The organism is Sphingomonas sp. SphC10 (assembly GCF_057004845.1).
This window is the reverse complement of the sequence record NZ_CM168044.1, coordinates 2220379-2239693: the sequence shown is the minus strand read 5'-3', so window position 1 is coordinate 2239693 and position 19315 is coordinate 2220379. Positions and strand designations below refer to the sequence as shown.

20 protein-coding genes are annotated in these 19315 nt (G+C 66.7%); 13 read left to right on the top strand and 7 right to left on the bottom strand.

Annotation, left to right across the window (positions count from 1 at the left end; translation table 11 throughout):
- Positions 1–210 precede the first annotated feature (210 nt).
- Genes ACWKSV_RS10200 through ACWKSV_RS10185 form a run of 4 tightly spaced genes read left to right on the top strand, consistent with a single transcriptional unit; the run spans position 211 to position 5015 of the window.
- Positions 211–1686, top strand: coding sequence for an efflux transporter outer membrane subunit (locus ACWKSV_RS10200; protein WP_076717389.1), 1476 nt, complete (start codon positions 211–213; stop codon positions 1684–1686).
- Positions 1686–3074: an efflux RND transporter periplasmic adaptor subunit gene (locus ACWKSV_RS10195; protein ID WP_076717387.1), complete on the top strand. Its 1389-nt coding sequence runs from the start codon at positions 1686–1688 to the stop codon at positions 3072–3074. The genes ACWKSV_RS10200 and ACWKSV_RS10195 overlap by 1 nt, the downstream gene beginning before the upstream one ends.
- The gene (locus tag ACWKSV_RS10190; protein WP_076718390.1) at positions 3064–3810 is read left to right on the top strand and encodes an ABC transporter ATP-binding protein; all 747 of its coding nucleotides are present in this window, start codon (positions 3064–3066) and stop codon (positions 3808–3810) included. The genes ACWKSV_RS10195 and ACWKSV_RS10190 overlap by 11 nt, the downstream gene beginning before the upstream one ends.
- Positions 3810–5015, top strand: coding sequence for an ABC transporter permease (locus ACWKSV_RS10185; protein ID WP_056436960.1), 1206 nt, complete (start codon positions 3810–3812; stop codon positions 5013–5015). The genes ACWKSV_RS10190 and ACWKSV_RS10185 overlap by 1 nt, the downstream gene beginning before the upstream one ends.
- Here ACWKSV_RS10185 and ACWKSV_RS10180 read toward each other — a convergent pair.
- Genes ACWKSV_RS10180 through ACWKSV_RS10160 form a run of 5 tightly spaced genes read right to left on the bottom strand, consistent with a single transcriptional unit; the run spans position 4984 to position 10275 of the window.
- On the bottom strand, positions 4984–5607 hold the full coding sequence (locus tag ACWKSV_RS10180; RefSeq protein ID WP_076717386.1) for a nucleotidyltransferase family protein: 624 nt from the start codon (positions 5605–5607) through the stop codon (positions 4984–4986). The genes ACWKSV_RS10185 and ACWKSV_RS10180 overlap by 32 nt on opposite strands.
- A complete protein-coding gene (locus ACWKSV_RS10175; protein ID WP_076717384.1) occupies positions 5594–6517 on the bottom strand; it encodes an XdhC family protein in 924 nt (307 codons plus the stop codon). Before ACWKSV_RS10175 ends, ACWKSV_RS10180 begins: the two co-directional genes overlap by 14 nt.
- Positions 6517–8754 carry a xanthine dehydrogenase family protein molybdopterin-binding subunit gene (locus ACWKSV_RS10170; protein WP_076717382.1) on the bottom strand — a complete coding sequence of 746 codons (2238 nt, stop codon included), beginning with the start codon at positions 8752–8754 and terminating at the stop codon, positions 6517–6519. The genes ACWKSV_RS10175 and ACWKSV_RS10170 overlap by 1 nt, the downstream gene beginning before the upstream one ends.
- 4 nt (positions 8755–8758) lie before the next feature.
- Positions 8759–9742, bottom strand: a complete 984-nt coding sequence (locus ACWKSV_RS10165) for an FAD binding domain-containing protein (RefSeq protein WP_191864537.1) — start codon at positions 9740–9742, stop codon at positions 8759–8761.
- Positions 9739–10275 (bottom strand): 2Fe-2S iron-sulfur cluster-binding protein, encoded by a 537-nt coding sequence (locus ACWKSV_RS10160; RefSeq protein WP_076717380.1) that lies wholly within the window; start codon positions 10273–10275, stop codon positions 9739–9741. Before ACWKSV_RS10160 ends, ACWKSV_RS10165 begins: the two co-directional genes overlap by 4 nt.
- Positions 10276–10389: 114 nt before the next feature.
- Here ACWKSV_RS10160 and ACWKSV_RS10155 point away from each other — a divergent pair, with 114 nt between their 5' ends.
- Both ACWKSV_RS10155 and ACWKSV_RS10150 read left to right on the top strand, forming a co-directional pair.
- On the top strand, positions 10390–11403 hold the full coding sequence (locus ACWKSV_RS10155) for a glycerophosphodiester phosphodiesterase (RefSeq protein WP_076718388.1): 1014 nt from the start codon (positions 10390–10392) through the stop codon (positions 11401–11403).
- Positions 11404–11417: 14 nt separating this feature from the next.
- On the top strand, positions 11418–11711 hold the full coding sequence (locus ACWKSV_RS10150) for a hypothetical protein (protein WP_056436970.1): 294 nt from the start codon (positions 11418–11420) through the stop codon (positions 11709–11711).
- On the opposite strand, the gene ACWKSV_RS10145 is transcribed toward ACWKSV_RS10150, so the two are convergent.
- Together ACWKSV_RS10145 and ACWKSV_RS10140 are read right to left on the bottom strand one after the other, a co-directional pair.
- Complete coding sequence (locus tag ACWKSV_RS10145; RefSeq protein WP_237243434.1) at positions 11690–12445, bottom strand: esterase/lipase family protein; 756 nt, start codon at positions 12443–12445, stop codon at positions 11690–11692. The two genes, ACWKSV_RS10150 and ACWKSV_RS10145, sit on opposite strands and share 22 nt — an antisense overlap.
- Positions 12406–13101: a TIGR02117 family protein gene (locus ACWKSV_RS10140; RefSeq protein ID WP_083706702.1), complete on the bottom strand. Its 696-nt coding sequence runs from the start codon at positions 13099–13101 to the stop codon at positions 12406–12408. The genes ACWKSV_RS10145 and ACWKSV_RS10140 overlap by 40 nt, the downstream gene beginning before the upstream one ends.
- A gap of 14 nt (positions 13102–13115) precedes the next feature.
- Between ACWKSV_RS10140 and phhA the strand changes: the two genes are divergently transcribed.
- The 7 genes from phhA (at position 13116) to sucD (ending at position 19312) form a co-directional block, all read left to right on the top strand.
- Positions 13116–13985 (top strand): phenylalanine 4-monooxygenase, encoded by an 870-nt coding sequence (gene phhA / locus ACWKSV_RS10135; RefSeq protein WP_076717379.1) that lies wholly within the window; start codon positions 13116–13118, stop codon positions 13983–13985.
- Between the two features lie 143 nt (positions 13986–14128).
- Entirely contained in the window at positions 14129–14704 is a 576-nt protein-coding gene (locus tag ACWKSV_RS10130; protein ID WP_076717377.1) for an ATP-dependent Clp protease proteolytic subunit, read from the top strand.
- Positions 14705–14814: 110 nt separating this feature from the next.
- Entirely contained in the window at positions 14815–15594 is a 780-nt protein-coding gene (locus ACWKSV_RS10125) for a succinate dehydrogenase iron-sulfur subunit (RefSeq protein WP_042484025.1), read from the top strand.
- 218 nt (positions 15595–15812) lie between these two features.
- Positions 15813–16925: a cell division protein ZapE gene (zapE, locus tag ACWKSV_RS10120; protein WP_191864538.1), complete on the top strand. Its 1113-nt coding sequence runs from the start codon at positions 15813–15815 to the stop codon at positions 16923–16925.
- Positions 16926–17057: 132 nt separating this feature from the next.
- Entirely contained in the window at positions 17058–18020 is a 963-nt protein-coding gene (mdh, locus tag ACWKSV_RS10115; protein WP_076717375.1) for a malate dehydrogenase, read from the top strand.
- A 54-nt stretch (positions 18021–18074) separates the two neighbouring features.
- Positions 18075–18371 (top strand): GIY-YIG nuclease family protein, encoded by a 297-nt coding sequence (locus ACWKSV_RS10110; RefSeq protein ID WP_056436998.1) that lies wholly within the window; start codon positions 18075–18077, stop codon positions 18369–18371.
- A 56-nt stretch (positions 18372–18427) separates the two neighbouring features.
- The gene (gene sucD, locus ACWKSV_RS10105; protein WP_042484035.1) at positions 18428–19312 is read left to right on the top strand and encodes a succinate--CoA ligase subunit alpha; all 885 of its coding nucleotides are present in this window, start codon (positions 18428–18430) and stop codon (positions 19310–19312) included.
- Positions 19313–19315 lie beyond the last annotated feature (3 nt).

Here is a 19315-nt window from a genome sequence, read left to right as displayed (position 1 = left end):
TCGCCGCGAGGGATGACCTTTGTGGAAGCCCCCCTCCGTCAGGGCTTGCGCCCTGCCACCTCCCCGTACCGGGGAGGATTTTTGAATTTCAGCGGAACTTTCACTCTGCGGAAACGTGTCGCACGGGATGACGGCAATCTGCCGCATCCGTCACAATTTGCGACATAAACACACTGGACGGGGCCGTAACGGCACGGCACGTTCCGGGCCATGAAGCCTCGCGCCCGCGTCCTTCTCCTGGCCACAGCCGCCTTGTCCGGCTGTACGGTCGGCCCCGATTACCGCCCCGCCGCTCCGCAAGCGCTGGGGGTGCCCGCCATCTGGTCGGTGCCCGCCGCCAATGCGCAGGCGCAGGACCTGACCCGGTGGTGGCGGTCGTTCGACGATCCGCTGCTCGCTGAACTGGTCGAGCAGGCGGTGGTCGCCAACACCGACGTGGTGCAGGCGATCGCCCGGCTGCGGCAGGCGCGCGAAAGCCTGATCCAGAGCCGCGCGTCGCTGCTGCCCAATGTCTCCGGCTCGACCGGCTATCAGCGCAACGAGAATCTGCGCGGCGGCGGTCGCAGCTTCACGCTGCCCGACGGTACCGTCGTCGATACCGGCGGGGGCGGCAGCAACAGCTTCACCGTGGGACTGTCGGCCAGCTATCAGGTCGGCCTGTTCGGCGAAGTCCGCCGCACGGTGGAGGCGACCCAGGCGACCTATGAGGGCGCAGGGTTCAGCTATGCCGCCACGCTGCTGACCGTCGAGAGCGAGCTGGCGCGCAACTACATGCTGGCGCGGGCCTATCAGGCACAGCTGGCCAATGCGCGGGCCAGCCTGTCGCTGCAGGACGACAATCTGGAGATTGCCGGATTCCGGGTGCAGGCGGGCCTCGTTTCCTCGTTGGACGCCGAACAGGCGCGTGGCCAGCGGGCCCAGACCGCCGCGACCATCCCCTCGATCGAACAGCAATATAATGCCGCCGTGTCGCGGCTGGGCGTGCTGACCGGCCAGGCACCCGGCGCGGTCAAGGCGCGGCTGGCGGCGGTGAGGCCGATCCCCACCGGCCCCGCCGTGATCGGCACCGGCATTCCCGCCGATATCCTGCGCCGCCGCCCCGATGTCCGCGCGGCCGAGCGCAATCTGGCCGCCGCCACCGCGCGGATCGGCGTGGCGCAGGCCGCGCTCTATCCGGCGCTCGCCATTTCCGGGAACATCAATACGGCGGCGACCAGCATCGGTTCGCTGGGTGACGCGATCACCGGCAGCCTGTTTGCAGGCCTGACCCAGGCGATCTTCAACGGCGGACGACTGCGCAGCCAAGTGCGCAATGCCCAGGCGCTCGCCGATCAGAGCTATGCCGCCTATCAGGGCACCGTCCTGCTCGCGCTGGAGGATGTCGAGAACGCGATCGTCGCGCTCAACACCGCGCGCGAGCGGGAACGGCAATTCGCCATTCAACTCGACGCCGCGCGCAACTCGGCGATCCTGGCGCGCAGCCAATATCGCTCGGGCCTCACCGATTTCACCACCCTGTCGCAACAGGAGGCGGCGTTCCTGAACGCACAGAACGGGCTGGTTCAGGCCCGGTCCGACGCCGCGACCGCGCAAGTCGCGCTGTTCGCCGCGCTGGGCGGCGGATGGGACGACACGACCACCCCCGAAGCGCCGCCGCGCCTCGCCACAACCCCGGACAACCGCTGATGGCCGACCAGACTCTCGACGATTTCCTGGGCGTGAAGCCACAGCCGCGCTGGCGCAAATGGGTGCAGTGGGGCGTGGTGGTCGTCGGCGTGGTGCTGCTCGCGCTGTTGCTGAAAAGCTGTTTCGGCGGATCGAAGGAAGCGGGCTTCGCGACCGCCCCGGTCACGCGCGGCGACCTGACCGTGACCGTCTCGGCCACCGGCAAGCTGGCGCCGACCAACCAGGTGACGGTCGGCTCGCAGCTGTCGGGTCTGGTGACGAAGGTCGTGGTCGATGTGAACGACCGGGTGAAGGCGGGCGAGGCGCTGGCGCTGATCGATCCCGAACAGATCGACGACCAGATCCGCGCCGCCCAGGCGACGCTGGCCGCCAATGTCGCGCAGGTGGCGCAGGCGCGCGCGACCGTGTCGGAATCGCAGGCGCAGCTGGCGCGACTGGAACAGGTGTACAAGCTGTCGAACGGCCGTGTGCCCTCGGCCACCGAACTTCAGGCGGGGCGTGCCGATGCCCAGCGCGCGGTCGCCGCGCTGCGCGTCGCGGAGGCCAATGTCACCGCCGCCCGCGCCCAGCTGGCCCAGTCGCAGACCCAGCGCCAGCGCGCGATCATCCGCTCGCCCGTGTCCGGCGTGGTGCTGGCGCGCCAGGTCGATCCGGGCCAGACGGTCGCGGCGTCGTTCAACACGCCGACCCTGTTCGTCATCGCCGAAGACTTGACCAAGATGAAGCTGGAGGTCGCGATCGACGAGGCCGATGTCGGCGAGGTGAAGGTCGGACAGAAGGCCAATTTCACCGTCGACGCCTTTCCGGGGCGGACTTTCCCCGCGACGATCACCCGCGTCGATCTGGGGTCGAACCTGACGGTCAGCGCGGCGACCTCGTCCGCCTCCTCGACCACCAGCGCCGCCTCGACCACGGGGCAGGTGGTCAGCTATGCCGCCGACCTGACGGTCGGCAATCCCGACCTGCAACTGCGCCCCGGCATGACCGCGACCGCCGATATCGTGACGTCGGACAAGAAGAACGTCATGCTGATCCCCAACGCGGCGCTGCGCTTCAAGCCGTCCGACGGCGCGCAAGCGGGCGGCGGCGGCATTGCGGGCTCGCTGACCTTCCGCCCGCGCCGGGACCGCGCCGCGCGCACCGCCACGGTTCAGCGCGGCGCGACCCAGACCGTCTATGTCCGGGGCGACGACGGCAAGCCGCAGCCGATCCAGATCGTCACCGGCGACACCAACGGTTCGATGACCGAGGTGCTGTCGGGCGGCCTGAAGCCCGGCATGCAGGTCATCACCGGGCAGCTTGCGGGTGGCGAGAGCGCCGCGCCCCGTGGCGGTGGCCAGCGGCGTCAGGGCGGCGGCCAGCAGGGCGGGGGCGGTGGTGGCCGCTGACGCCCCGCTCATCCAGCTTCGCGGCGTCACCAAGACCTATGGCATGGGAGCGACCCAGTTCCAGGCGCTGAAGGGCGTCGACCTGGACATCGCAGCGGGTGATTTCGTCGCCGTGATGGGGCCTTCGGGGTCGGGCAAGTCGACCACGATGAACATATTGGGATGTCTCGACGTGCCGAGCGGCGGAAACTTCCTGTTCCGCGGCCATCATGTCGAGACGCTGGACCGCGACCAGCGCGCGATGCTGCGGCGGCGCTATCTGGGCTTCGTGTTCCAGGGCTTCAACCTGTTGTCGCGCACCACCGCGCTGGAGAATGTCGAGCTGCCGCTGCTCTATCGCGGTGAGGACAAACGGACCCGGCGCGAGATGGGCATGGCGGCGCTGGAGAAGGTCGGCCTCGACAAATGGTGGGACCATACGCCCGCCGAGCTGTCGGGCGGGCAGCAGCAGCGCGTGGCGATCGCGCGCGCCATCGTCACCAGCCCCGACGTCCTTCTCGCCGACGAGCCGACCGGCAATCTCGATTCCGAACGCTCGGTCGAGATCATGGAGTTGCTGACCGGGCTCAACCGGGACAGCAACATCACCGTGCTGATGGTCACGCACGAACCGGACATGGCGGCGTTCGCGCACACGGTCATCCACTTCAAGGATGGGCTGGTCGATCGGATCGAGGCGCAGCACCGGCCGGGCGTCGTGCCGGACATGGCCCCGTTCGACAGGAATGGGAACTGATGTTCGGCACCACGCTCATCCTCGCCATCCGCTCGATCCGGCGGCATGTGCTGCGCTCGTTCCTGACGACGTTGGGCATCATCATCGGCGTCGGCGCGGTCGTGACCATGGTGACGCTGGGCAAGGCGACGACGGCGGCCGTGCAGCAGTCGATCTCGTCGCTGGGCACCAACATCCTTCAGGTCCGCCCCGGCCAGGGCTTCGGACGCGGCGGCGGCGGCCCGCGTCCGCCCGACTTCAAGCCCGAGGACGTCGAGGCGATCGCCGACCAGATCGCGGGCGTCACGGCGGTGGCGCCGCAGGCGCAGACGACGGCGACCGCCATCTACGAAGGCGCGAACTGGTCGACGACCGTCACCGGTACGACGCTGGCCTATTTCACCGTCCAGCCCTGGCCGCTGGCCTCGGGCCGCACCTGGACCCCGGCCGAGCAGGCAGCGGGCAAGGCGGTGTGCATCATCGGCAATACCGTCCGCCAGAACCTGTTCCGCAGCACCGATGCGGTCGGCAAGCGCTTCCGTATCGGGGCGATCAGCTGCGACGTGATCGGCGTGCTGACGACACGCGGGCAGGGGGGCTTCGGCGATCAGGACGACGTGGTGCTGATGCCGATCAAGGCGGTCCAGCGCCGCTTCACCGGCAGCCGCGACATTCGCCTGATGCTGGTCGGTGTCGATCAGGCCTATTCGACCTCGGCCGTGCAATCGTCGCTCACCGATCTGCTTCGCGAACGGCGCAACATCAGCGGCGGCAAGGACGACGACTTCAACATCTTCGACACCAAGCAGATCAGCGATACGCTGACCAGCACGACGACCATGCTGACCCGCATCGTCGCGGCGGTGGCGGCGATCAGCCTGGTCGTCGGCGGCATCGGCATTATGAACATCATGCTGGTGTCCGTGACCGAGCGGACGCGTGAGATAGGCATCCGCCTGGCCATCGGTGCGGTCGCGCGCGAGGTGTTGATGCAGTTCCTGGTCGAGGCGGTGGTGCTGTCCTGCCTGGGCGGGATCATCGGCCTGATCCTGGCCCAGGCGATCATCGCTCTGCTGGTGCCGGTGATGCAGGTGCCCTGGACCTTCGATCCGCAGATCAACATCATCGCCTTTGCCATTTCGGCGGTGATCGGGGTGGTGTTCGGCTATTTCCCGGCGCGGCGGGCGGCGGCGCTCAATCCGATCGACGCGCTTCGCCACGAGTGATCGTCCGCTCGGGGGCGTGGACGAGCTGGCGCAGGCGTTCCAGATCCTCGGGCGTGTCGATGTCGATCAGCTCGGCAGGCGTGGTCACGACATGCCGTCCGCCCGCGACCAGCCTGCGGCCGCCCTCGTCGCCTTGCAGAGTCAGCAACGCGTCGAACCGGCCCGCACCGAAGATGCCCGGCGGAGTGGGGTGCTCGCCATTGCTCGACACCACCACCGATTCCGGCCCCTCGAACGCATCGAACAGGCGATAGATGTGCGCCGCCGTCACGCGCGGCATATCGGCCAGGGCGATCAGGATCGCCCGAGGCGACGCCGTCATCGCCTCGCGCACGCCCAGATGCAGCGAGTGGGACATGCCCCGACCGACCTCGGCGTTGTGGATGACGCGATAGCCGCGTGACGCGAAGTCGAGCTGGCATCCGTCCGTCACCACGATCCGCTCGGCAAAGGGGATGCTCTCCAACGCGGTGGTGACGTGAAAGCCGACCGGCTTGCCGAGAAACTTGGCTTCCAGCTTGTTCTCCATGCCGAACCGGCTCGACCGGCCCGCCGCCAGCAGGACCAGGGCGACATTCTCAGGGGCGATCATGAAAGGCTCCGATCATGGCGGCTGCGATCGACAAGGCAATTTCGGAAGGGCCGATCGCGCCGATATCCAGCCCGACCGGACCGTCGATCCGGTCGATCGCTTCTGCGGCGACACCCATCGCCGCCAGCCGCTCGCGTCGTGCGGCATGGCTGCGCCGACTTCCCAAAGCACCGACATAGGCAGTGTCGCTGGCGAGCGCGGCGACCAATGCGGGGTCGTCGATCTTGGTATCGTGGCTCAGCGTCACCACGGCGGTCGCGGGGCCGGGGGCATAGGCCGCCACCGCCTCGTCGGGCCAGCGGTCGTCCAGCGTGACGCCGGGAAAGCGTTCCTCGGTCAGGAAGCGGGCGCGCGGGTCGATGACGACCGTGGCGATGCCCAAAGTCTGCGCGAGTTGCGCAAGAGACTGGGCGATCTGCACCGCGCCGACGATCAGCAACCGGCGCGGCGGATCGTAGCGATTGGCGAAGACCTCCCCCGTCTCGATCGGGCGCAGGTCCGAATGGCCGCTGGTCAGGTCGGTGGTGACGGTCAGCGCTTGGCCCCGCTCGCGCGCCTCGGCGATCCGGTCGAAGAGTTCGGGGTCGAAGCCGTCCGCCGACACCGGCTGCACCATCACGGCGATCTCGCCGCCACAGGGCAGGCCGACTTCCCAGGCCGAGGCGTCCGCCACGCCGTAGCGCTTCACCTGGAACGGCGCGCCCGCGATGACTTCGGCGGCGGTGTGAAGAATGTCGTTCTCGACGCAGCCGCCCGACACCGATCCCTCGAACCGGCCATCGGCATGGACCAGCATATGGCTGCCGCGCGGGCGTGGTGCCGACCCCCAGGTCGACACCACCGTCGCGATCGCCATCGGCTCGCCCCGCCATTCCCTGGCGGCGGCGAGGACGCTGTCATGGTCGCTCATCAAAGCGCCGGAAGATGATCGAGCAGCTTGTCGAGCGTTACCGGCATTTCACGCACCCGCACGCCGGTGGCGTTGTAGATGGCGTTGACCACGGCCGGGGCCGCGCCGGAAATGCCCAGCTCGCCGATCCCCTTGGCATGGATCGGATTGGCATGGATGTCCCGCTCGTCGAGGAAATGGACTTCCAGCTGGGGCACATCGGCGTTCACCGGCACATGATATTCCGCTAGGTCGTGGTTGACCAGCTTGCCGGTGCGCGGATCGTGGATCAGATCCTCGGTCAGCGCGGTGCCGATGCCGAAGGTCATGCCGCCCAGGCATTGCGAGCGCGCCGTCTTGGCGTTGAGCACGCGCCCCGCCGCGAACACGCCCAGCATCCGCCGGACGCGGACCTCGCCGGTGACGACGTTCACGCCGACCTCGGCGAAATGCGCTCCGTAGCTCGCCTGGTTGAACTGTTTTTCCTGCTGGCCCGGCTTGATCTCGCCGATGGCGGACAGGCCGTCCTTGCCGACCAGTTCGGCCAGCGGCACCGAGCGATTGTCGCCGATCGCCATGCCGTCCTTGAGCGTCAGGTCCTCGGGCTTCACGCCCATCGCCTTGGCCAGCCTCTCGCGCACGCGCTCGGCCGCGAGATACACCGCCGAACCAGCCGACGCCGCACCCCAGGACCCGCCCGAACCGGCGGCGGGGGGATCGTTGGTGTCGCCCAGCGACATGGTCACCTTCTCAACCGGCAGGCCCAGTATCTCGGCGGCGATCTGCGCCATGATGGTATAGCTGCCCGTACCGATATCGGTCATCGCCGAGGATACCGTCGCACTGCCGTCCGGGTGCAGTTCGACCTTGGCGGCGGACTGTTGCAACTGGTTCGAGCGGCAGGCGGCGGCGACGCCCATGCCGATCAGCCAGTCGCCCTCGCGCCGCTGGCCCGGTGCCTGGCGCTGGTCCCAGCCGAAATGCTTCGCGCCTTCCTCCAGCGAACGCGTCAGGTTGCGCGAGGAATAGGGGACCTTCAATTCCGGGTCCTGCTGGGGGTCGTTGACCTTGCGCAGGGCGATGGGGTCCATGCCGATGGCTTCGGCCAGCTCGTCCATGGCGCATTCCATGCCGACCATGCCGACCGCCTCGCCGGGCGCGCGCATCGAGCCCGACAGCGTCCAGTTCAGCCGGACCACGTCATGATTGATCCGCCGATTCTCACCGCCATAGAGGAAGTGCGTACCGATCCCGACGGGTTCGAAGAAATCTTCGTCGGGCAGGTTGGAGGTGATGGATTCATGGCCCAGCGCCACGATCCGGCCGCCCGCCTCGGCACCCAGCCGCATCCGCTGTTCGGTATTGGAACGGCGGATGGTGGCGTCGAACACCTGCTGGCGCAGCATCACCGCCTTGACCGGGCGGCCAAGCTGCTTGGCGGCGATGGCGACGGCGACGCTTTCGGGCGCGATGCCCAGCTTCGACCCGAACCCGCCGCCGATATAGCGCGAGATGATCCGCACCTTGGACTGCGCGACGCCCAGCGCCTTGGCCAGCTGCTGCGCGTCGGAGGTCGGCATCTGGTACGCGCCGTAGAGCGTCAGCGCGCCGTCTTCCCATACCGCGATCGAGGCATGGGGCTCCATTGCCGCCGAGTTCTGGCTGGGGGTGGTATAGGTGACGTCGACCTTGACGGGCGCATTCTCGAACGCCTTGTCGAAATCGCCCTGATCGTAATGGCCCTTGATCAGGCCGTCGGGCGCAGGCTCGGCTTCGCCCTTGTTTGCCTCATAGTCGAACGTGCCGTCGAGCGGTTCATAGTCGACCTTCAGTTGCTTGGCCGCGTCACGCGCCACTTCGAAGCTCTCGGCGACGACGATCGCGATGATCTCGCCGAAATAGTCGATGGTGCGCACGCCTTGAGTCGGTGCGCTCGTCTCGCCGCCCTGCTGCGAATTGCGGATGAAGGTGTCGTAGTCGGTGATGACGTCGATGACGCCGGGCATGGCCTTGACCGCATCGGCGTCGATCGCCTTGATCTTGGCATGGCCCTTGGTCGCACTGACCAGCACGCCATGCGCGACATTTTCGATGGCGTACTCGGCCGCATAGGTGGCGGTGCCCGTCACCTTTTTCGGGCCGTCCACCCGGTCGAGCGGTTTGGAAATCACCCCCTGCACGCCCGTGTCGAGCAGGCTGTCGGGATGCGGCTGATTCATGGTCAGCGCGTTCGTGTCGTCCTTGCCGAATCCGAACATGGGATCAGCCCTCCTGCGTCAGTTCACGGAGCGTCGCGATCAGGGTGCGACGCGTCAGCGGAATCTTGAAGTCGTTCGAGCCATAGCCCCTGGCGTCCGCCAGCAGCGCGTCGGCGGCGGCGTGGAAGGCGGCGTCGGTCGGCTCCTGTCCAACCAGCGCGGCCTCCACCGCCTCGTCGCGCCACGGCATCGGGCCGAGCCCGCCAAAGGCGAGGCGCGCCGAGGTGATCCGGCCGCCCTCGACCGCGACGATTCCGGCGACCGAGACCAGCGCAAAGGCATAGGACGCCCGGTCGCGCACCTTGCGATAGGTCTGACGACCTGCAGGCGCGGGGGGCAGTTCGACATGGGTGATCAGCTCGCCCGGCTCCAGGACATTCTCGATCTCGGGCGTGGCTCCCGGCAGGCGATAAAAGTCACCGATCGCGATCCGGCGGCGGTCGCCGTCGGGCTTTTGCGTGACGATCACCGCCTCCAGCGCGCGCATGGCGACGGCCATGTCGCTGGGGTGCGTCGCGATGCACTGGTCCGAAGTGCCAAGGATCGCCAGGATGCGGTTCTCGCCGCCGATCGCCGAACAGCCGCTGCCGGGCTCGCGCTTGTTGCACGGGGTGGCGGGGTCGTAGAAATAATAGCAGCGCGTGCGCTGGAGCAGGTTGCCGCCGGTCGATGCCTTGTTGCGCAATTGCCCCGAAGCCCCGGCCAGCAAGGCGCGCGACAGCACCGGATAGCGCTCGATCACGCGGGCATCGGCGGCAAGGTCGCTATTGGGCACCAGCGCACCGATGGTCAGGCCGCCATCCTCGCGCTCCTCGATCTCCGTCAGGGCCAGGCGGCTGATGTCGACCAACGTCTCGGGCGTCTCGACCTGCAATTTCATCAGGTCGAGCAGGTTGGTGCCCCCGGCGATGAAGCGTGCGCCGGGCACCGCCCCGTCACGGGTGGCGGTCGCGACCGAGTCGGCGCGGGCATAGTCGAACAGCTTCATGCCGCGACCTCCTTACCGACGTCCTCGTTGGGATTGCGGTCGCCCAGACCCGCCACGTCGCGGATCGCATCGACGATATTGGGATAGGCAGCGCAGCGGCACAAATTGCCGCTCATCCGCTCGGAGATTTCCTCCACCGTCAGCTCGGCCGCGCCCAAATCCTCGGTGACGTGGCTGGGCCAGCCCTTCTTCACCTCGTCCATCATGCCGACCGCCGAGCAGATCTGGCCCGGCGTGCAATATCCGCACTGGAAACCGTCGTGGCGGACAAAGGCGTCCTGAAGCGGATGGAGGTTGCCCGGCTGGCCCAATCCCTCGATGGTGGTGATCTCGTCATCCTGATGCATCACGGCCAGCGTCAGGCAGCTGTTCACGCGGCGTCCGTTGACCAGCATCGTGCACGCGCCGCACTGGCCATGGTCGCAGCCCTTTTTCGAGCCGGTCAGGCCCAGATGCTCGCGACACAGATCGAGGAGGGAGGTTCGGACATCGACCTCGATGTCATGCGATTGACCATTGATTGTGAAATGCACGGGCGCATCCCCTTTGGGATTAGGAATGGATGAACAAACGCCATGATTTCCCTGCGTTTCCCGTTGCGAACCACTCTCATTGCCGCCGCGCTCGTCATGGGGCAGGGTGAGGCCATGTCCGCCGACGCCCCCAAGCCGCTTTCCTCGCCCCGCCTTTCGTCCCCGATCGTCATCGCGCATCGCGGGGCCAGCGGGGAGCGCCCCGAACATACGCTGGCCGCTTATGATCTTGCGATCCGCGAGGGCGCGGACGTGATCGAGCCCGATCTGGTGCCGACCAAGGACGGTCATCTCGTCGCGCGGCACGAGAACGAGATTTCGGGCACGACCGATGTCGCCGCCCACCCGGAGTTCGCCGATCGCAAGACGACCAAGACGATCGACGGCCAGGCCGAGACCGGCTGGTTCACCGAGGACTTCACGCTCGCCGAGCTGAAGACGCTCCGCGCCCGCGAACGCCTGCCGCAACTGCGCTCGACCGCCTATGACGGGCAGTTCGAGATCCCGACGCTGGAGGAGATCATCGCGCTGGCGAAGACCCGGTCGAGGGAGACCGGTCGCACCATCGCCATCTATCCCGAAACCAAGCATCCGACCTATTTCGCCGGAATCGGCAAGGGCACCGACGCCCGGCTGGTCGCCGCGCTGGACAAGGCGGGCTGGAAGACGGCCGATGCGCCGGTCTTCATCCAGTCGTTCGAGGTGAACAACCTCAAGCACCTCAAGACCATGACCGGCATCCGCCTGATCCAGCTGGTCGCGGGCGAGGGCGGTCCGGCGGACAATGCCGCGCCCAGCTATGCCGCGATGATGACGCCCGAGGGCATGAAGCAGGTCGCGACCTATGCCTGGGGGATCGGGCCGGACAAGGCGATGCTGTGGAACGGCGATGCGCCTTCGTCCCTGGTCGCCGACGCCCATGCGGCGGGCCTTCGCGTCCACCCCTGGACCTATCGCGCGGAAAACCAGTTCGTGCGGGCCGGCTTTCGCATGGGCGCCGATCCCAAGGCGCATGGCGATGTCGCAGGCGAAATGCGCGCCGCGCTGGGCCAGGGCATCGACGGTTTCTTCACCGATTTCCCGCAAATCGGGGTAGAAACCCGCAACGCTTATCTACGCGCCCGCTGAAAGATCCCAAGACCATGCGTAACCTCGTCCTGAAACTCGCCGTCCTAACCCTGCCGCTGGCCACCGGAGGCTGCGTCAAGACGGTCGCCAGCGTGGTGAAGGCCCCCTTCCAGGCGGCGGGGCAGGTGGTCGACTGGACGACGACGAGCCAGGACGAGGCCGACCGCAATTACGGCCGCAAGATGCGCAAGAAGGAAGCGCGCGAAGGCCGCGAACGCCGCGAATATGAGAAGCAGTGCCGCAAGCACCCGGAGCAATGCCAGCAGGGTCAGCAGGGCTATGACGGCTATCGCGCCGCCAACGATTGATCGCTGACGGGCGGCGGCCATCCGGCGAGGATGGTCGCCACCGCCACCAGCACCTGCGGCCGGTGCTGAACCCATAAATGGCTGGACGTGACCTCGACCGCCGGGGTCGTGTCGTCGCGGCAGATCGTGCCTGCGACCAGCCCGTCGTTCCGGCTCCAGATCGCAGCGGAAGGGCAGGGCAGCGGACCCGCAATCGCCGCCGAGCGCGCGATCACCGTCGGGTCATCCACCCGCTCGCCGGTCAGCCGCTCGAACGCCCGCCAGACATTGGTCGCGCGGGGTGGCCCGGCATAGGGCGAGGCGATGGCGATGACGCCCGCGACCAGATCGGGGCGGGCTTGCGCCGCCATCCGCGCCATGATCCCGCCCAGGCTGATACCGATCAGCGTCACCGGCCCCTGATCCGATAATGACTCGATGCGGGCGATCAGCCGTTCGGCCTCCGCCCCGACGCTGCGCACCCCACGGTTGCGGCCCAGCCCCCAGCCATGAACGCGGTAGCCCTTGGCGGCCAGGTAGCGGCGCAGCACGATATTCGATCCATCGGTGTTGAACAGGCCGGGCAGCACCATCACCGTCCGCCCGTCTCCCTCCGGCGCGGCGGTCAGCGAGGCGCGGTGCCGCCACCAGGTCGCGCCCATCCACAGCGCGCGCGGCAATTCGGCGGCCCAGAGCGTCTTGGACGGCGGCGGGATCACAGCCACCACGTCACCGTCCAGGGAAAGGGCGTCCACCACCCCATCCGCACCCCCGCCGCCGCCAGTGCATCGCCGGTCCAGCTGTTGCAGGTATGGACCGCGCTGTAGCGCCCGCTCGCCTCATAAAAAGCGTCATACACGTCATAGCCGGGATAGTGCGGGCCACCGCGCCGCCAACTCGCCTGGATGAAGGCGATCAGGTGGCGATAGGCCTCGGGCGACAGGCGGATCGCCCGCACATCGTCGCCATTCGCATGGGGCAGCGGCAGATGGTCGACATGGATCAGCGTCCGGTCGCTGCCCAGCGCGGCGTGCAGGATCGTGCCCGGCTTCACGTCACGCCAGCGCGGCGTCTCGCGAAAAAAGCCCGCCTCGCCCCAGCCGATGGCCAGGAAGGGAAAACCGGCATAGCGCGGGTCGCGCAGGTCCTGCGGCCTTGCCCAGTCGCGCCAGTCCATTCCCGCCGCCTGTTTGGGTACGATGATCGCGGTGTGGATCGCGCTCGACTCGACGAAGATGGTGATGGCATCCGCACCCGCCTCGGGCATCGGCGCGGTCGTCCGCGGGATCGCCCCCAGCGCCAGCCCCATGCCCAGATAGGCCAGCAGGATCAGGCCGATAGCGGCCAGCGCCCCCCTTGCAACGCGCCCCAGCCGTCGCCACGATATGGTTTCATTTGTCACCATCATCATGATAGGCTCCGCGAATGGCACAGGATACCCATGTTCTCGCCGCCCCGCCCGAGGGAGCCTCCGCAGACTGGACCATCCCACAGGGGTGGGAGCATTACACCGCAGAGGAACATGCGACCTGGGACACGCTGTTTGCGCGCCAGTCCAGGCTGCTGCCGGGCCGTGCGTCGGAGGCCTATCTGCGCGGTCTCGACGTGCTCAAGCTGTCGCGGCCGGGCATTCCCGATTTCGAGGAACTGTCCGAACGGCTGATGAAGCTCACCGGGTGGCAGGTCGTGGCGGTGCCGGGGCTTGTGCCCGACGACGTGTTCTTCGACCATATGGCCAATCGCCGCTTCGTCGCGGGCAATTTCATCCGGCGGCCCGAGCAGCTCGACTATCTGCAAGAGCCGGACGTCTTTCATGACGTTTTCGGGCATGTGCCGATGCTCGCCGACCCGGTCTTCGCCGATTATCTCGCCGCCTATGGGCGCGGCGGGCAGCGGGCGCTCGGCATGGACGCGCTGAAGTATCTGGGGCGGCTCTATTGGTACACCGTCGAGTTCGGGCTGGTGCGCGAGGACGGCGACCTGCGAATCTACGGCGCGGGGATCGTGTCGAGCTATTCGGAAAGCCGCTTCGCGCTGGAGGACCCGAGCCCGAACCGGATCGGCTTCGACCTTGCCCGCGTCATGCGGACGGAATATCGGATCGACGATTTCCAGCAGAATTATTTCGTGATCCCGAGTTACGAGGAATTGCTGCGCACGACGCTGGAGACGGACTTCGCGCCGCTTTATGAGGCAATCAAGGCGTTGCCCGATATTCCCGTGGCGGCGATCGTCGACGGGGACGAGGTGATGACGCGGGGGACGCAGGATTATGCCCGGGCGAAGGGCGGATAGGGATTCCCTTGGGCTTCGACTTCGCTCAGCCTGAACGGGGGGTAGGAAAAGCGGCTGGATACAAACTTCCGTTCAGCCTGAGCGAAGTCGAAGGCCACGCCCGGACCTTCGGAACCTTATCCGGCAACCCCGGTTCGCCCATCATGCACGACGAACCCAACAGAGCGGTGAAATACCCGTTGCTTGCCCAGCCCCATGTCCAGCTTTACGGCACGGTGGACGAGGCGATGTATGCCGGTTTCAAGGACCAGCTTGCCGCCGCACCGACCGAGGGACCGCTGGTCGTGTCGATCACCACGCTGGGCGGCGATCCGGAAATGGCGCGGGCCATGGGCGACTCGATCCGGCTGCTGCGCGACTATACCGGGCGCGAGACGTTGTTCCTGGGCAAGGTCGCGGTCTATTCGGCCGGGGCGACCTTCATGTCGGCCTTTCCGGTCGAGACGCGGTTCCTGACGCGCGGCACCCGCCTGATGCTCCACGAACGGCAGATGTCGGGTTCGATCGACCTGACCGGCCCGCTCACCAGCCTGCCCGCGATCCTGAAGGCCAAGCTGCATGAGATCGAGCAGTCGGTCCTGATCCAGGAAGAGGGCTTCCGCGCCATTGTCAACGGTTCGCAGGTGTCGTTCGAGACGTTGCGCGAAAAGGCGACCAGCAACTGGTATATCGACGCCGAGGAAGCGCGCGACCTGGGGCTGGTCCTTGATGTGATCTGACTCCGCGCCTAAATCGCGTGAAGACATTTGCGACAACCGGCCCTGTCATGTATCGGCTCTGCTAATCCTTTGCCGGTCCCGGGACCGGCCCATCCAGCGGGTTAGAGACCATGGCCGAATTTGCCCTGCCGAAGAACAGCGTCATCAAGAAGGGCGAAACGCATCAGGCGACCACCGGCGGCCGCCTGAAAAAGTTCAAGGTCTATCGCTACGACCCCGATTCGGGTCAGAACCCGCGCTACGACACGTTCGAGGTCGACCTGGACGAGTGCGGCCCGATGGTGCTCGACGCGCTGATCAAGATGAAGGCCGAGCAGGACAGCTCGCTGACTTTCCGCCGTTCGTGCCGCGAGGGTATTTGTGGATCGTGCGCGATGAACATCGATGGGCGCAACGGCCTGGCCTGCACCACCGCGATCGAGGATGTGAAGGGCACGGTCCAGATCACGCCCTTGCCGCATATGGACGTGGTCAAGGATCTGGTTCCCGACTTCACGCATTTCTATGCGCAGTACGCCTCGATCAAGCCGTGGCTGCAGACCGTGTCGCCTGCCCCGTCGGGCAAGGAGCGGCTCCAGTCGCCGGACGACCGCGCCAAGCTGGACGGTCTGTATGAGTGCATCCTCTGCGCCTGCTGCTCGACCTCGTGCCCCAGCTATTGGTGGAACAGCGACAAGTTCCTCGGCCCGGCGATCCTGCTCCAGGCCTATCGCTGGCTGGCCGACAGCCGCGACGAGATGACCGGCGAGCGTCTGGACGAGCTGGAGGATCCCTTCCGCCTGTATCGCTGCCACACGATCATGAACTGCGCGAATGTCTGCCCCAAGGGTCTGAACCCGGCCAAGGCGATCGCCGAGATCAAGAAGATGGAAGCCGAGCGGGTCATCTGATCCGGTTGGCTTGATGGAAACGGAAAGGGGGGTCGGAGACGGCCCCCTTTTTCAATTCTATCTGGTCCGCCAACCACCCTCACCCTTCCGGCGCTGACGCGCCTCCCTCCCTCTCCCGATGGGAGAAGGAAGCGGCCCGCCCGCTGCAAGCGGGTGGGAAGGGTGAGGGTGGAGAGGGGTTGACGCCAGCCACCCCAGGGCAGACATCGCCCCCCAACATGCCCGACATCCTCAACGCCTATCGCCGCCTGGTCTCCGCCGAAGAGCTTCGCCCAGATCCCGAACAGGCGGCCGCCGCCGCGCGACTCGAACAGCTTGCGACCGAACTGGAAACTCCGCGCAAGACCGGCCTTTTTGCCCGCCTGACGGGCAAGGGGGCGCCTGCCCCCAAGGGCGTCTATCTCTGGGGCGATGTCGGGCGCGGCAAGTCGATGCTGATGGACCTGTTCTTCGACCATGTCGCGGTCGAGGCCAAGCGCCGCGTCCATTTCGCCGAGTTCATGCTGGAGGTGCACGCCCGCATCGCCACCGAACGCGCCAAGCAGGCGGGCGACCCGATCGCCCCCGTCGCCGCAGCCCTTGCCGAGGAAGTGCGGCTGCTGGCGTTCGACGAGATGATGGTGACCAACAGCCCCGACGCGATGATCCTGTCGCGGCTGTTCACCGCGCTGATCGAGGCCGGGGTGACGATCGTCACTACCTCCAACCGGCCGCCCAGGGACCTCTACAAGAACGGGCTTAATCGTGAGCATTTCCTGCCCTTCATCGCGCTGATCGAGGCGCGACTGGACGTGCTGGCGCTGAATGGCCCTACCGACTATCGGCGCGACCGGCTGGGGCGGCTGGACACCTGGCTGGTGCCCAATGGGCCGAAGGCGACGATGACGCTGTCGGCGGCCTTCTTCCGCCTGACCGACTATCCGGTCGAGGATGCCGCGCATGTGCCCAGTGAAGACCTGAAGGTCGGCGGACGCGTCCTGCATGTCCCCAAGGCGCTGAAGGGCGTCGCGGTCTTCTCGTTCAAGCGGCTGTGCGGCGAGGCGCGGGGGGCGGCGGACTATCTGGCGGTCGCGCGTCGTTTCCACACCGTCATCCTGGTCGGCATCCCCAAGCTGGGGCCGGAGAACCGCAACGAGGCGGCGCGCTTCGTCCAGCTGATCGACGCGCTCTACGAACACAAGGTCAAGCTGCTCGCCGCAGCGGACGCCCAGCCCGCCGAACTCTATGAAACCGGCGATGGCCGGTTCGAGTTCGAGCGTACGATTAGCCGGTTGGAAGAGATGCGGTCCGAGGAGTATCTGGCCCAGGGCCATGGCTCGGAAGGGGCTTAATTAAGCCTTAATGCACTTGCGAACCATTATCGTTTAAAATCTTAAACTCTGTGGAATAACGGTTGCCCCGACGCCGCAATAGGCGTAGGCCGCGTGACCAATCACGTACGTCCACTACGGAGTAGGATTGGAATGGCTCGCAAGAAGATCGCGCTGATCGGCGCCGGTAATATCGGCGGCACGCTGGCGCACCTCGCCGCGCTCAAGGGGCTGGGCGATATCGTCCTGTTCGACGTCGTTGAGGGTGTTCCGCAGGGCAAGGCGCTCGACCTGTCGCAGTGCGGCCCGGTCGAAGGCTTCGACGCGAATATCAAGGGTTCCAACGACTACGCCGATATCGCGGGCGCCGATGTGATCATCGTCACCGCCGGTGTCGCGCGCAAGCCCGGCATGAGCCGTGACGATCTGCTCGGCATCAACCTGAAGGTGATGAAGGCGGTCGGCGAGGGTATCGCCGCCAACGCGCCCGATGCCTTCGTGATCTGCATCACCAACCCGCTCGACGCGATGGTCTGGGCGCTGCGCGAATTCTCGGGCCTGCCCGCGAACAAGGTCGTCGGCATGGCGGGCGTGCTCGACTCGGCGCGCTTCTCGCACTTCCTCGCCGAGGAGTTCGGCGTGTCGGTGAAGGACGTGAACACCTTCGTGCTCGGCGGCCACGGCGACACGATGGTCCCGGTCCTGGAATATTCGACCGTCAGCGGCATCCCGGTCAGCGACCTGATCGAGATGGGCTTCTCGACCAAGGAAAAGGTCGACGAGATCATCAAGCGCACGCGCGGCGGCGGCGGCGAGATCGTCGCGCTGCTCAAGACCGGCTCGGCTTACTATGCGCCCGCCACGAGCGGCATCGCGATGGCCGAGGCGTATCTCTATGACCAGAAGCGCATCCTGCCTGCCGCGGCGCACCTGTCGGGTGAATATGGCATCGACAACCTCTATGTCGGCGTGCCCGTCGTGATCGGCGCGAACGGCGTCGAGAAGGTCGTCGAGGTCAAGCTGTCGGACGAGGCGAAGGCCAACCTTCAGGTCTCGGTCGATGCGGTCAAGGAACTGCTCGTCGCCTGCAAGGGTATCGACGAGTCGCTGGCCTGATCCATTCCATTGTGCCCCGGCGGAGGCCGGGGCCCAGTTGGGAAGGCATTCGAGATGGAGCGACCGGGCTATGTCTATATCATGGCCAGCGATCGCAACGGGACGCTCTATCTCGGTGTGACCAGCAACCTCGCCCGGCGCGTGCTTCAGCATCGCGACGGGGTGGTCGCCGGGTTCACGCGAAAGCATCGCTGTCATCGCCTCGTCTGGTTCGAGGCGCATGAGAGCATCGAATCAGCACGGCAGCGCGAGCTGCGGATGAAGGAATGGAAGCGGGCCTGGAAGCTGCGGGAAATCGAAGGGCTCAATCCCGACTGGGATGATCTTTACGACCGGATCGCACTGCCATGACCGTTTCCCCAACTGGGCCCCGGCCTTCGCCGGGGAACAAGAGGAAGAGAAGTTAGATGAGCATCCTCGTCAACAAGAACACCAAGGTCATCACCCAGGGCATGACGGGTGAAACCGGCACGTTCCACACCCAGCAGGCGCTGGCGTACGGCACGCAGATGGTCGGCGGCGTCACGCCGGGCAAGGGCGGCACCGAGCATATCGGTCTGCCGGTCTTCAACACCGTCGCCGAAGCCAAGTCGAAGACGGGCGCCGACGCGTCGGTCATCTATGTGCCGCCGCCCTTCGCTGCCGACTCGATCCTGGAAGCGATCGACGCCGAGATCCCGCTGATCGTCGCGATCACCGAGGGCATTCCGGTCCTCGACATGGTCAAGGTGAAGCGCGCCCTGTCGGGTTCGAAGTCGCGCCTGATCGGTCCGAACTGCCCGGGCGTGCTGACGCCGGGCGAGTGCAAGATCGGCATCATGCCGGGTTCGATCTTCAAGAAGGGCTCGGTCGGCGTCGTCTCGCGCTCGGGCACGCTGACCTATGAGGCGGTGTTCCAGACCTCGAACGCCGGCCTGGGTCAGACGACCGCGGTCGGCATCGGCGGCGATCCCGTCAACGGCACCAACTTCATCGACGTGCTGGAGCTGTTCCTGGCCGATGACGAAACCCAGTCGATCATCATGATCGGCGAGATCGGCGGCTCGGCGGAAGAAGAAGCCGCGCAGTTCCTGCGTGACGAAGCCAAGCGCGGTCGTTCGAAGCCGATGGCCGGCTTCATCGCGGGCCGCACCGCGCCTCCGGGCCGTCGCATGGGCCATGCCGGTGCGATCGTGTCGGGCGGCCAGGGCGGCGCCGAGGACAAGATCGCGGCGATGGAAGCGGCCGGGATCAAGGTCGCGGCCAGCCCGTCGGAGCTCGGCTCGACGCTGCTGTCGGTGCTGAACAAGTAAGGC